Source organism: Oligoflexus sp. (assembly GCF_035638955.1).
In the GTDB taxonomy this organism is placed as follows: Bacteria; Bdellovibrionota_B; Oligoflexia; order Oligoflexales; family Oligoflexaceae; genus Oligoflexus.
Genome location: NZ_DASQYZ010000124.1, coordinates 95,643 through 109,162, shown reverse-complemented (window position 1 = coordinate 109,162; position 13,520 = coordinate 95,643). Strand labels below are relative to the sequence as shown.

The window sequence follows — 13,520 nt, the reverse complement described above, 5'->3', positions numbered from 1 at the left end:
AGTCCAGATACTAGCACAATACCCAAATTTCGTCAGAAAGGACGGTAGGCAGCAACTTGCGCTGTGGGACGATTCTTACTCTTTTCAATGGTACCGATGTTTTCAAAAACATCGAAGCGATCGACTATGCGCCTCTGTTCCACAGGATTGTCAGCTGCGCTTTGCCAGAAAATGGTGGCCTCGACTGCAAGGAGAAAGCTGTGCCTGGCAACTCTTCGCGACAAAAATACGTGAGCACCGAAGCCGTCTACCTGGCGAGTGCAAGCAAGGTCTATGCTCTCAACTTGAAAGATCTCGCGGTTCGGGCTCATGCTTTTACTGAGTTGCCACTGGATCAATTCTCATTTAAGGAACTGAATGGGAACTTGCATGTACTAGGGCAGAAGTCCGACCCAGTCACAGGGACTGATGAAGGTTCTGCGCCAGAGACAACTGGGTTGGCTCTGGCTCCAGGCAGTGGCGCGCGGGAAATTTCCGAAGCTGCCCAATGTGTTTTAAGCCTTTTCCGTTTGCCTATCACAGCATTTGACAGCCGGGGCTTGCAAGCGGAGGATTGGAAGCCAACAACCTGGGGCCTGCCATCGAAGGCGAGAGTCGGGCACTGATAGCAGCGTCTGCAAAAGCTCCTGTGTGGATTGGTATGGGAATACCCGTCCCATCTTCCTTGACAACCGCATATTCGCGCCGATGGGCCACGAAATTGCAGAATTCAAAGTGGACGATTTCAGGCACAGTGCCAGTCCCAGGAGCAGCACCCGTATGGAGAGGGCGCCTGGAAGTTCCCATGAGGGCCAGCAAAGCCGTTGCCCAGGTTCTACCCTGAAGCGACCGTTTCATATCTTTCCCCCATCAAATGGAAAATCCTAACCCAGGCCCCGGAAACAATAAAAACGACTGAGCAGTATCGTATGGGACGGGAGGTCCTCTATAATACCAAAAACACAAGGTCTGGAGGCATCGGTGTCGCAACTTGAAAACCTTCTCTCGAATGAGAGCAAAGAGAATATCTTCCTGGTGCGTGCTGTTTCCATCGTCGGTGGCATTGTTTACTTCTCGTGGTCCTTCATCTACCGCTATGCGGTACCCGGGGCCATCGATCCAGTGGAAACCAGACTCATCATCTCAGGCCTCTGTCTGGTTATATTTCTGGCTACCTTCATTCGCCAGGCGCGTCGCTACATCACTCACATCACTTACACGGCGATGTTTCTTACAACAGCTCAGCTTCTGTGGATAACGTACCAAAACAACTTCAATCCCTACTACCAGATGGGAACCATCATACTCATATGCGTCACTGTGGCATTCTATCAAAGTCTGAAAAGTCTTTTGCTTTATATTATTGCGACGTCAGCGCTTCTCTTCATACCTTTCTTCTATTTTGATTTGAATATTCTGCTCTTTCTCTACTTCGGATGCGGGACCGTCTTCCTCGTCTCGGCGGCCGCTCTGTTCACACGCCTTGTTCTGGCTAACAAGCTGCAGAAGAGCCGTTTGGAAATCGCCCAGACGGCGGAAAAGATCGAGGCCATCAATCGCGATGTGAAGTCCATCATGCAAAACATCCAGCAGGGCATCTTTACCATCGAGTCACCAGATGGCCACACTGGAAAGGAGTCCTCAGATTACATCACCAGGATCTTTGATATGGAGCCAGAAGGTGATTTCAACTTCATACGCTTTTTTGCTCAGTCCGATCTGACAAAGGATCATTTGTCTCAAATCAAATCCGCTGTCGCATCGATTGGCGACGATTTCCTCCAGTTCGAGTTGAATAGCCATGTGCTCCCTGCTTCGTTCACCTTAAAGGCCTCCAATGGCGAGAGGAAGATCATCGAGATCGACTGGAATCCGATCGTTAAAGAGGATAACGTCCTCCAAAAAATACTCGTCACCGTCCGCGACGTCACTGAGTATCGGAAACTTGTGGCTGCAAACGAAGCACGGCAGGAGGAACTGAAACATATCTCCGAGATCATCGCGATCAATGACAAGAAGATGGGTTCCCTGTTCGAGTCCATTTCAAGGCTCATGAGCAGCGCGAAAGGCGCCGCGCAGCATTGTGGGGAGATCCTTGACTCGTCCAGCATGAGCAAGCTTTTCCGGGACGTGCATACGATCAAGGGCCTTGCCAGGACCTACGATTTGAGTTCCCTCGCCGAATGCGCTCATCATTGCGAAGACCGGATCAGCGAATTGAAGAAAAGAGGAGCATTTCATCGAAATGAAGTCATCGAAATTCTTCGTCCTATCGAAGAAACCCTTGGAAAATATGCTGACGTCACAGTCAACAAGCTGAAGCGGTCAAGGCACAACAACAATCAACTCGTCATGGATCGACGGCAGATCATGGCCATTGTTCAGGAAACTAGAAACTCCGCAACCTGGTCAGCCGACGCAAAAACGGTCTACTTGCAAAAACTTCAGGCGTTGTTTATCTCACTGCTTCAAAACCCTTTGGCGACCATCCTGGAAGACCTTTTGGAATCCTTGCCAGGCATGGCCAGCCAGTTGCAGAAGGCTCAACCCATCGTTCAAATCGATGATCCCAGCATCAGTTTCTCGCCAAGCTACCATGATTTGCTTAAGACCGTATTCACGCATCTCCTGCGCAACTCCGTCGATCACGGCATTGAAGCCCCGGGAGAACGACTCCTGCAAGGTAAACCCACCCAAGGTCGGATCAGCATTAAACTGACTTTGGAAGGTTCCAAGCTCTTCGTATTCTACAGGGATGATGGACGAGGCCTGGACCTCCAGCGGATCAAGGAGAAGGCCATGATGATGGGTCTTTGCCGCAAAGACGAAGAGATGAGTTCATCTGCCCTGGCCAATATGATCTTTCATCCGGACCTCTCCACCAAGGCTCAGGTGAGCGCAGTGTCGGGACGAGGGATAGGTATGGATGCTGTTAAATCCTATCTGATGAGCTTTGGATGCAGAATTGATCTCGAACTCCTCGATGTTGACGATCAATACGCGAAGTTCCAATTCAAATTCAGCTTACCCACGGAGTCCTATGAGTCGTTCGAATCATTGCTTCCTTGATCAAGGCTCAACTTATGAATAGCGCCGCATGGACCTGGTCGTGCTTTCCCGATGCACCAACTCGACGCTTCGACGCCTGATTGCTCCAAAATTGCTGGATTGAAGCATTTCACTCCCATCACTTCGCGTTGGCTGTTTTTGAGCATTGATACTCGATAAACTTCTCATACCCCCTTTCTGCTGATAATCGTTTCTGCAGAGACCGCATCCTCCATGTGCAAGGTCTAAAATATTAATACGGACAACCAAACATTCTACGAAAATCGTTTTGATCGCGATTGATATCAAGAGTATAAATTCAAAAATCGGCATTAAGGTCACATTTACGGATCCGATAAGGGGTACTGAGTTGGAGAATGTTATTTCCGGTCGAGCTGCTTATGCGGCGTCAGACACCATGTTCGGCCATAAAACTGATACTAGACCCGCTGAGGATGTGACCTGCATCCTGAGTGCCGCCAAGGTCGGCGTCTGGGAACTGGATCTGAAGCGTGGTTTCCTCAAGTTTGATGACACCATGTACAATCTCTTTGGGCTGAAGAGAGACGATTGCCCAAATCTTCTGGACACTTATCAAGTTGTGATCCACCCTGACGACAGGCAGCTGGTCATGATTGATGCTTATGAGCGTATTTACAGAGGTGAGTCGCAGTTTAACATTGAGTTCCGTATCGTTCACCGGGATGGGATGATTCGATACATCCTAGCGAATCTTTTTGTTGAACGGTCACAGGATGGCATCCCCTCCAAAGTAGTTGGTGTCGACTGTGATGTTACCGAGCTCAGGAACGCTCAGCTCAAGCACCAGCGGCCCGTGGACCACGCTCCTGACACCGCCGCAACAAAGACATCTGCAGAATCGGCCAATCGTTTTAAAACACGGTTTCTCGCCAACATAAGCCATGAGATCCGAACTCCACTGGCCGTAATTCGGGGCTCTTCTGAAATTTTAGCGAGTCATGAAGTTGACCCTCAAAAAAAAATATGGATTGATAAAATTATTCATTCCGGCGAGCAGCTGGAGCTTCTCATCAATGATATTATGGACGTCTCGAAAGTTGAGGCCGGCAAACTTGAAGTAGAGCTTGGGTCTGTTGACCTCGCTCGGATTTTGGCTGAGGTTAAAGACCACCTCAGTGAAAAAGTTACGGAAAAAAGAATCCGTTTGGATTTTGTGATAGAAGGTCAAGTACCCACCATCATCCAGACAGATCCCTTACGTCTGAAACAAATCCTGCTCAATATTATTGGTAATTCGATCAAGTTCACTGACCATGGCCATGTATCGCTCACTATAAAGTTGTTACCAGCCAGCGATGAAACATCCCATACTTACCTGGCGTTTGTCGTCTCTGATACCGGGATCGGGATGACGCCGGAGGAAAAAGAAAGAATATTCAAAGCATTCAGCCAGGCAGATAGTTCCATCAGCAGGAGGTTTGGCGGAACAGGCCTCGGGCTTTCCATCTCCCTTGGCCTGGCGCATCTATTAGGTGGCGACATCGTCGTAAGCAACAGTGAGCCTGGCAAAGGGAGTACGTTCACCGTTACCATCAATCCGGGCCCGATATCCACGCCGGTGCTGACAGGCTCGGCTGCCTTTGAGATTCCATCCAGCGTGGCTACACCAGTGCCACAGGCTGATAAACGTCTCAAAGGCCTAAAGATACTCCTTGTCGAAGACGCGGAAGACATCCGGGCTACGATCACATACCTCCTGGTCTTGCAAGGCGCTCTGGTCGCTGAGGTTGTCAATGGTTTGGAAGGAGTTGAGTTGGTGCGAAAGTCAGCATTTGATCTTATCCTCATGGATATTCAGATGCCCGTCTTCGATGGTTTCCGGGCCATTCAGCTGCTGAGATCGGAAGGGTGCGACTTACCAGTCTTTGCGCTGACCGCTCATACCATGAAAGGCGAACGGGAACGCTGCATCGCAGCAGGCTTCACCGATTACCTTCCCAAGCCAATTCATATCAGTAATCTAATCTCCATGATAGACGAATATAGGCAGTCCTAGGGCTGTCACAGGCGGAATATAGGTGCTCCAGCATCAAGATTCATGCAGGTCTCGCACTGCCTTTGCCATTGCTGAGCACCTCCTCCTGAAGGAGGGCACAAGCTTTCCTTGTAAACATGTCTGCTCTCCAGACGGCGAGCCAATGGCCTTCACACCCATGGCAGACATTTATATTGATCAACTTCCTGGAGTATGCGAGTTATATTTTCTATGAAATCATCGTGTAAAGGCTGTCATGAAAATAAGTCGTTTTATCCTGGCGTCTCTCTTCATAAGCTTGGCTCTGCTGAGCTTGGTCTATTTTTTGCTGCCTCAACTTCTCGTTGACCCGCTGATAAGCCTCAATCAAAGTCTTTCAGGCTTGTCAAAAAAGTCGATTCAGATCGAGGATCATAAGATCTATTATCTGGAGGGCGGTCATGGTGAAACCATAGTCCTCTTGCATGGTATTTTCTCGGAGAAGGACCACTTTGTTGACTTTGCACGTGAGCTGACGGACCGATACAGGGTTGTCATTCCCGATATCCCTGGCTTCGGTGAAAGCACTCGACTTGCCGGCGGCCAGTATGATTACGCAACTCAGGGGAAACGGCTGCAGAGTTTTTTTGATGCGCTCGGCATCGATAATTTCCATATAGCGGGGAATTCGATGGGTGGGACCCTGGCCGCCCTCTATAGCATTCATAACCCAGCGCGGGTGAAGTCCTTGGCGTTTATCGGGGCTCCCCATGGATTAAAAACACCGTTGCCAAGTTTGATGGACAATCTGGTCGAGCAGAAGAAAGCGCCCCTTGTGGTCCGTTCTCCGGAAGAATTTGAGAGGATGCTGGATATGCTGTTTTTTAAGCGTCCTTTCATACCCTATCCGGTCCTGCAAAAGACGCGCGCGTCCAGTATTCAGCTGGCTGATGACAACGAACGTATATTTTGGCGCCAGCATGAAAATCGCTATATCTTGCAGGATAACCTGGCCCTTATTACCGCTCCAACCTTGGCGATTTGGGGTGAAAATGAGCATATTTTTCATCCAAGCGGCGCTCAAGTTCTGAAAACGCAAAAGCCTGATCAACAGGTGATCGTCATGCCCGAGACCGGGCATCTGCCGCAAATGGAGAAGCCCAAGCAGGCGGCCAGGCATTATCTCGATTTCATACAGCGCTAAATCCAGTACCCTGAACGCATGTTTTGGAAACTATTTTTAACTTAACTTCTCCTTCAAATCGCCGTTAGCCTTACCAACAGCGAAAGGCGAATTGCATTTGGGAAGATGGTTAAAAACGTGTTTGTGCGGGCTGTCTGTGCTTTTGCACTGGGCATTCTTTACAGCCGAGATTCACGCGCAGAACCTTACGCCCATCGGATTCGAATCATTTTGGGAACTTACAGAAGCAGAACCCGAATCATGATCTCTGCAGCCCGCTCTGGTCGATCCTCGGCAACTTGATCAATGGCAGAGATATGATCACCCTGGGGTGCCTTTTGGCTTCAATAAAACGGTATGGATCAGAAATCAGCTGCCTGCCATTCCCGATAATTCTCAGGTCCTTTACCTGGCGAATGGTCTGGAAGACGTCGCCATCTATATTGATAATGAACTGGTCTACAGCTTCGGTGACTTTTCCAGAAGCTGGGGCCATGCAGCACCACAAACTTGGCACGCGGTTTCACTTAAGCCTGAGCAGAGCGGAAAGACTGTTCTGGTTCGGACGCATTACGCCCTTGGCTATCTGACTCGAACTCTTTATCCCAGCATTGAGCCTCAGGCGCCGCTTCTCCTTCGCCATGTCGAACGCTCGCTTCTTACCATCTGGGTTTCAGGCGGCTTTGGACTCATGGGGATCATGGCCTTTTACGTGGTGATTCTGCGGCGCAAATTCGATCTTTTCTTTAACTTTGCGGTCATGATTACGAGTACCAGTCTATGGATGCTGTTCAATCAGGACTCCCTGATCAAATGCCAAACAGGATTCAATCCCAAAGCATGGGGCTTACTCGACTTGAATGCACTAGCGGTCGCAGCGCCTTGTCTTTTCACGTTTTTGGCTGACATTGCCCAGTCGAGACATAAAGTCGTCATATTCTTCCTCACCCTAAACTGGGTTGGAGCAGCTTTGGTTCTGTTTTTTTCAATAATGCCTTTCCTGCATTGTTGGTATGTGCTGCCTTATCTCCACATCGTTATTTTCACTTCTCTGCTTATTTTCATGCCGATGACTGTGAGGTCGGCAATCCGTCGGAATTCTGAAGCCCGCATTTTGATGTCTGGCAGCATCACCCTAGGATTTGCCGTGATCCATGATATGCTGCGCTATACTTCAGTTTTCAAATCCCCTATGACCAGCATGATTCCGGTGGGTATCACATTCCTGTTCGCATCCATGGTTGTGCTTTTGCTGCGACGCTATCAGGCCGAACGTGGCGAGGCCTATCGCACCCAAACAAGGCTCCTGCAGAACATTCAACACCTCAATGAAGAGCTTCAAGAGCATGTGGAACGAGTCAAAGCCCTGGTTGAGGAAAAAACACGGGATATTCGCTCCATCCTCGGGAATATCCGGCAGGGAATTTTCATGCTGACGGGGCCTGACCTGCGTTTTCATGCCGAGTACTCTGGATTTCTGGAAAGCCTCCTTGGACGCAGGGACTTGGGTGGCCTGAAATTTGAAGATTGCTTCCTTGACCTGAGTCAACTTGGGGAAGATCAAAAGAATCACCTGGTCTCCGTGCTTGAAGTCTCGCTAGGCGAGCAACTCATAAATTTTGAGATCAATTGCAGCAGTTTGCCTGGTGAAATGACGCTCAATGTCGACGGCCATGCGAAATTCGTTGAATTGACCTGGGCCCCTATGATCGACGACGAAGGGGAGATCGAGAAGATACTCGTCACGGCAAGGGATGTGACCAGCTGGCGTCAGCTCCAGTCGGCTGCCAGGAAGAGTGAAGAGCAGACGCGTATGCTTCAAACTATCCTATCAGTCAAAGCGGAGCAATTCTCACGGTTTTTGAAAGCTTCGCGTCAACTTCTGAAACAGATTTTCCAGTCCTTGGACACTGGTACAAACCTGGACGAACAGGAATTTAAGGCCATTTACAGAAACCTGCATACCATGAAGGGTAATGCTCGCAGTTTCAATCTCAAGGATCTAGCGAATATTATTCACCGATCCGAACAGTGCGTTCATGAATTGCTGGTGCATGGTTCGCAGAAAGGGCCATGGAGTGAGCTGCAGAATCTGACCCAGGACATAGATGCTCTGATCAATCAGTACCATGATGCATTCTACAATACCCTGGGTCTAGGTCGTGATGCGGATCAAATTTGTCTGGCCCGCGCTGAGCTGGAGGTGTTGATGCGCGAGCAAATTACCCTGGCAGGGTCCAAGGGTTTGGAGCCAATTGGTCAGCGCCTTCTGCCACAGGTCTTTGTCTCAGCTGAACAGTTCTTTGCAGAACTTGAAGTGGGAGCGAGTAAAATTGCAGAATACCTGGAAAAACTCCCTCCACGGATCGAAGTTAGGGCCAGCGGCTATTACTTTCCTCGTGCCACTGAAGATCTGCTGTTGGATTGCTTTGGACACCTTCTGCGCAATGCGCTGGATCATGGCTTGGAAACAGTCGCCGAGAGAACTGCGATGGATAAGGCCCCTCAGGGTTGTCTTTGGATTGAACTGTATGAAGCAAGCCAGGAACTCAAGATTCGCTTCAAAGATGATGGGCGCGGTCTGGATGTGCGTAAAATCAAGCGGCGGGGCCAAGCCTTGGGGATTTTGTCGGAAGACGAGGCACTGACGCTTGACGTCGTCGAACGGCTTATTTTCTTATCCGGATTCACCACCAAATCCGAAGCTTCCATAAATTCGGGGCGTGGCGTCGGACTGGATGCTGTCCGTGCTTATCTGGAAGAACGCTCGGGTTCCATTCGGATCCGCTTGGTGGATTCAGATGAGATGCTTGGCATCTGGCATGTGCTTTTTGAAATCACTCTACCGCAAGGATCTTTTCTGGCCGATCCTCATTCGCGACATATGGTCCGGGCGAGCTAATTGTCCTGGCTCTTCACAAACTCCTGCATCTTTCCTCGATCTTTTTCGTAACATAAGCATCCAGCCTGAAATCAACACATTCATAAAATTGACAATATGTCGATAAGAGAAGCGGGAACCCTAGTCGCGGGGGCTGTGTAAGATGACACAAATATCTCGAATTTTGATTCTATTCGGGATCTGGTGTCTCCTTGCGCCCCGGGTTTCTGCCCTTGAGACAACACCTCTGGATGCTCGGGCACTCGCCAATCGTCACGGCATGATCATCCTTCAGGGCCCCTGGGACTTTTACTGGCAGAAGTTCGTCGAACCATTGGATACCCAAACTGTTCCCGATGATCGAATCCCGGCTGGAAAAGGCTGGAAGCATGCCAACCCGAAGTTTCCTGGTCAAGGCTATGCAACCTATCGCATACGCGTCCAGGGTTTTGAATTCCATCCTGACGGATATGAAATCAGCCTTCCCTATATACTCAGCGCCTATCGAATCACCTTGCATCCTGAGCATGATCCCACCCGGATGGTCCGCTTTCAGCTGGGAGAACCAGCCGAGAATGCCAGCTCCAACGCACCGCTGACTTTGGCAAAGACCCTGGCTTTTCACCCGAAAGGACCGAGTGAGATCTGGGTCATCAACCTGCACATAGCCTGCTACGAACATTCCAACGGCGGCCTTCGTGCCACGCCCGCGATCGCTCCGGGCTCCCAATTAAGCCTGACCTGGCGCCGGGGTATGGATTCGGATCTATTCTGTGCGGGCATTCTTTTTATCATGTTTCTCTATAACCTGATGCTTTTCATCCGCCGGCCTGAAGACAAGGCCAGTCTTCTGGGAGCGTTCGCCATACTTTCCATTGCTTTGCGATCTGTCGCCACCAGCAATATGCTCTTCTATCTGAACGTTCAGCCGAGCAAGTACAACCTCGAAGTCAACCACATCTTTGAATATCTTACCCTAACAGGCTCCGGCATACTCTTTTCATACTTCCTTCAGTCCACGTTTCTGCCAGCAGCCTATCCTCGCCTGCTCAAGTATGTGTCCATCGCTTTTTCCCCTCTCATCGTGGCCACACTTATTGTCCCGGCTGACCTCTATTCCCTTTATCTCCCGCTCTATCAGATCTCGTCAGCGTTTCTTATCGGGCTTGGCTTTTGGGTGGTGATCCGTGCCTGGAGAATGCGCTTGGACGGTTCGCTCACAGTATTTCTGGGCGGTCTCGGCATCCTCTTTTCCTTTGTTTATGACATTCTGGTCATCTACGGGATACTCCCACGTCCATTCACGCTTCAATACGCTGCGACTCTTTATGTCTTCCTTGCAAGTGAAACACTGGCGCAACAGTTCGCGAAAGCCTTCCGCACGGCTGAGAAGTTGCAGAAGGACTTAAAAAAAGAAGTTGTTCAGCAAACCGCCGAGATCAAACAGATCATGGCATCGATCCCTCAGGGCATCTTCACCATGGGTGCAAAACTTTGCATCGAAGGTCAATACTCAAAGCATCTCGAATTCATCCTGCAGTCGGAATCCCTGGAAGGGCGTGAGGCGCTGCCACTGCTGTTTGCCCAAAGCAACGTGGACGCGGAACAGGTTTCCATGCTAGGCAGTGCTCTCCTGGCTTCCATAGACGAAGATCTTTTGGTTTGGGAATTCAATCAGCACTGCCTCATTTACGAGTTTCAGGTGAATACCTCGACTCTTGGCCTGCGAATTTTTGAGATGGATTGGCATCCCGTCCCCAACTCGGCCTCCATCATTGAACAGGTTCTGGTCACACTCCGCGATGTCACCGACTGGCGTAATCTTCAGGAAGCCAACAAGGAGCGTGAACAGGAGTTGAATCTTCTGCTGGAATTGGTTCCCATTCCGGAAGGTCGATGGCGCGACTTCGTCAAGCATAGCCATCAACTTCTGGACAAAACTGCAGGCGAGGACGCTGGTCTGGCGCCAAACCTTGCCGTGCATGCCTCGGCGATTGCTCTGCATACCCTCAAGGGAACGGCACGTTCGGTGGGCTGTCGTCACCTCTCAACAGCTGTGCACGGGGTCGAGGACCAGATACGCTCACTTCCCCAGGACCGGGCTGCAACACAAAGTAAGCTGACGAGTGCCTTGGCTGAATTGCGTCAGCTGCTCTCCCGCTACGAATCACTTTGGACGAAAAAACTGAAACGTGGCCTGAACCATCAGGAACCCAGCGATAATCAGACGGCACTTCTGGACGAGCTCGCCTATCGGCGGCAGAAGTTGAACGGTACATCGATGCCGCAGCCTCTGCCTGAACTTTTGAAAACGCTCGACACGTACATCCAGCATTCGCTTTATGTTTCTCTATCGAGCCTTCTGCGTGAATTGACCGATTCCATGGTCTCGCTCGCTACCGAGCTGAATAAAATCCCTCCCGAGGCGCGTTTCGAGGGTCAGGATCAGTGGGTGCACAGGCGAACGGCCAACGTCCTTCGCATGTCTCTCGTCCATCTGATCCGCAACGTGATGGATCATGGCCTGGAGTCTCCTGCCGAACGCCACGAACAAGGCAAGAATCCTCGCGGTGTTATTATCTGGAACGCCAGATCGCAGGCCGACAGGATCGTGATCACATGCCGCGATGATGGCCGTGGCCTGGACATCGAATCTCTCCTTAAAAAAGCGATAGAACTGGGATACACACCTGGTCAGCTGGAATCTCTGCCGCATGGCATGACCGAAGCCATGTTTATTAGCGGCCTTTCCAGTCGGGACCATGTGAGTGAGGTTTCAGGTCGCGGAGTCGGCATGGGCGCCCTGCGAACCATGATTGAGGAGATTGGAGGTCAGGTCTGGGCCCAGCTTCGGTCGGACTCCATGCAAGGCCGCCGCCAGTCCTTCGAGACCATTATTGAGATCCCTGCGGAGCAGTTTCTCCAGCAGAGTGGGTCACCGCCGATCGGAGCCTGATTTTGACCAGCGCGCTCAGTATTCGACCATCCAGCGTTACCAAGGATTATTGTTGCAGCTTCCGAAGGCGGGCTAAACTGTCGAATGGATTAACCAGACCACTGGAAGCAAGATCCAAAAAAACAGTCTCTTTGCGGCTCTGATAATTTTTAAAATGTTAAAAAAATTTTATCTTATTTACAAGAATTGTGATACCATACGATGGCATCTATCTAACGCTTTTGTAAACAGTGACAGGTATTGTATCTTGGGTGGATATTATTCTTGTTAGGAGACTCTGTGCCTATTTTAGAAAAACAGCCTGTCAGCACTGAGCGGATCCAGACAGACGAAAGTTTAGATACTGAACGAAGGAAATCCGATGCTGTCATCGAGAGAGCCTACAAGTCGATTGAAGCCAACGCCGATGCCCGATTTCATAAGTCACGCGCGCTGCTTGATCAGGGGCTCATCGATGACCGGTTCGAGTTGGACGAAAATTCCGAGCTCGGTGAAAAATCAAACCAGCAGGTAAAAGAAGAGCGGCGGCGTGTTGATGAACGAATCAACAGTCAACGTCAAGAGACCGATGACACGATCAGACGTGAGCGCATCGAAAAGCGAGCGGATGATGATCTATTTTCCACGATGGAGCGACTGGAAACCGATAACAATCTTCTCTTTGAGAGAAGCAAGATTGACCTTGCCTATAATTACTCTGATTTTCTATTGGATCAGGAGCGCACGGCACACGCTGCGACCAAGGCCGCTGTAGCCAAGCGGGACGAAGTCCTCGCCATCGTCAGCCACGACCTTCAGGATCCCCTTGCCATCATTGCGCTCTGTAGCGACGAGTTCATGAGTGCGCTGGGAGAGGAAAGACTCACCAAACTGGAAATTCAATGGGTCGATACCATTAAAAGCCATGCTGCCAACATGTTTCGCTTAGTTACGGATCTGCTTGATGTTGGGCATATCGACAGCGGCAAGCTCCAGGTTGTTCCTGTGCCCTGTGATTTGACCGGTGTCGTAAACGAAATGCTGCGCAATTTTCAGATTTTAGCGACGAAGCAGAACCTTGGTCTCACAGCTGAGCTTCCAGAGAAAAAAATTCTAGCTTTTGCTGACGTCGAAAGGGTGCGCCAGGTCCTGGCTAATCTTATCAGTAATGCGCTTAAGTTTACTCCCCGCGGAGGCTCAATTATCGTTCGGCTTGCCGAATCTGGACCGAATATCAACGTCTCAGTCACCGACACAGGCCCTGGAATCGACGAAGAGCAGCGAAGCAAGATTTTCGAGCGCTTCTCGCAGTTAGGCCGACAGGACCGGCATGGAGTGGGACTTGGACTCTTTATTTCCAAATGGATCGTTGAGGCGCATGAAGGCAAAATTTGGGTCGACAGCACGAAGGGGAGTGGCAGCACGTTCACCTTCTCTCTCCCGCGAATGCAGTAGAAGGAGAAGGGCGCAGATAGCACCTTCTTTGCAGAGCCCTTGG

7 protein-coding genes are annotated in these 13,520 nt (G+C 50.3%); all 7 read left to right on the top strand.

Going from position 1 to position 13,520, the window contains the following annotated elements:
* Positions 1-56 precede the first annotated feature (56 nt).
* The 7 genes from VE954_RS12395 (at position 57) to VE954_RS12365 (ending at position 13,477) form a co-directional block, all read left to right on the top strand.
* Positions 57-605 carry a hypothetical protein gene (locus tag VE954_RS12395; protein WP_324953128.1) on the top strand — a complete coding sequence of 183 codons (549 nt, stop codon included), beginning with the start codon at positions 57-59 and terminating at the stop codon, positions 603-605.
* Between the two features lie 355 nt (positions 606-960).
* Positions 961-3,048, top strand: coding sequence for an ATP-binding protein (locus tag VE954_RS12390; RefSeq protein ID WP_324953126.1), 2,088 nt, complete (start codon positions 961-963; stop codon positions 3,046-3,048).
* Between the two features lie 268 nt (positions 3,049-3,316).
* The gene (locus VE954_RS12385) at positions 3,317-5,065 is read left to right on the top strand and encodes an ATP-binding protein (protein ID WP_324953124.1); all 1,749 of its coding nucleotides are present in this window, start codon (positions 3,317-3,319) and stop codon (positions 5,063-5,065) included.
* A 235-nt stretch (positions 5,066-5,300) separates the two neighbouring features.
* On the top strand, positions 5,301-6,227 hold the full coding sequence (locus VE954_RS12380) for an alpha/beta hydrolase (protein ID WP_324953122.1): 927 nt from the start codon (positions 5,301-5,303) through the stop codon (positions 6,225-6,227).
* A gap of 310 nt (positions 6,228-6,537) precedes the next feature.
* A complete protein-coding gene (locus tag VE954_RS12375; RefSeq protein ID WP_324953120.1) occupies positions 6,538-9,108 on the top strand; it encodes an Hpt domain-containing protein in 2,571 nt (856 codons plus the stop codon).
* Between the two features lie 142 nt (positions 9,109-9,250).
* Complete coding sequence (locus tag VE954_RS12370; protein WP_324953118.1) at positions 9,251-12,043, top strand: 7TM diverse intracellular signaling domain-containing protein; 2,793 nt, start codon at positions 9,251-9,253, stop codon at positions 12,041-12,043.
* Between the two features lie 279 nt (positions 12,044-12,322).
* Complete coding sequence (locus VE954_RS12365) at positions 12,323-13,477, top strand: sensor histidine kinase (protein ID WP_324953116.1); 1,155 nt, start codon at positions 12,323-12,325, stop codon at positions 13,475-13,477.
* Positions 13,478-13,520 lie beyond the last annotated feature (43 nt).

What these genes read in the sequence shown, in the direction of transcription:
- VE954_RS12380 (WP_324953122.1), top strand. Translation starts at nt 5,301, where the DNA reads ATGAAAATAAGTCGTTTTATCCTGGCGTCTCTCTTCATAAGCTTGGCT.
- VE954_RS12370 (WP_324953118.1), top strand. Translation starts at nt 9,251, where the DNA reads ATGACACAAATATCTCGAATTTTGATTCTATTCGGGATCTGGTGTCTC.